The organism is Arhodomonas sp. KWT (genome assembly GCF_010993615.1).
In genome coordinates this window covers 1-607 of the sequence record NZ_WNXE01000991.1, presented here as the reverse complement: position 1 = coordinate 607, position 607 = coordinate 1, and the positions used below count along the sequence as shown (strand labels likewise).

Annotated in this window: 2 protein-coding genes; both read right to left on the bottom strand. The window is 65.4% G+C overall.

Annotated elements, in window-relative coordinates:
* A partial coding sequence (locus G7A99_RS23730) for a hypothetical protein (RefSeq protein WP_163144527.1) occupies positions 1-287 on the bottom strand: 287 nt, incomplete at its 3' end.
* A gap of 81 nt (positions 288-368) precedes the next feature.
* On the bottom strand, positions 369-607 hold a 239-nt coding region (locus tag G7A99_RS23725; RefSeq protein ID WP_163144525.1), incomplete at its 5' end, for a TRAP transporter large permease subunit.

The following is a 607-nucleotide window of genomic DNA, read 5'->3' as shown; positions in this document are numbered from 1 at the left end:
ACGACCAGCACCGTGTTCAGCGCCCAGGCGGCGGTGAGCAGCCGGGCCATGTCGCCCCAGCGGGCGTTGTGCACGTTATCCGCACTGGCCCACACGGCGGCGATGATCCAGCCCGTGTAGACCAGCAGTACGGCGTAGGCGACGGCGAGGGCCCCGCCCGGCGCGCCACCGGTAAGCATCAGCAGGGTGATGGCCCAGAGCACGTTGCTCGGGATCACCCCGTAGAGCCAGAACACGCGCCACAGCGGCGAGTGTCCGGGGAACAGGCGAGTGGCGGTAAGGCGCATGGGTTCTCCCTCCCGGCAGACATCCGTTATATTCCAGTATCTGAAATATAGTTTACCACCGGACCATCCACAACCGGCTGTTCAGCCGGACAGCCCCAGCAGGACAGGTCCATAGACCACCAGCAGCAGGACCCCGAGCAGCACCGCCAGGTACGGCACCACCGCCCGCGCGATGCGCTCCAGCGGCTGGTCCGTGATCGAGGACGCCACGTACAGATTGATCGCCACCGGTGGCGTGATCATCCCGATGCCCAGCCCCATGACCATGATCACCCCGAAGTGGATGAGATCGACGTTCATCGCCTTGACCAGCGGCAGCA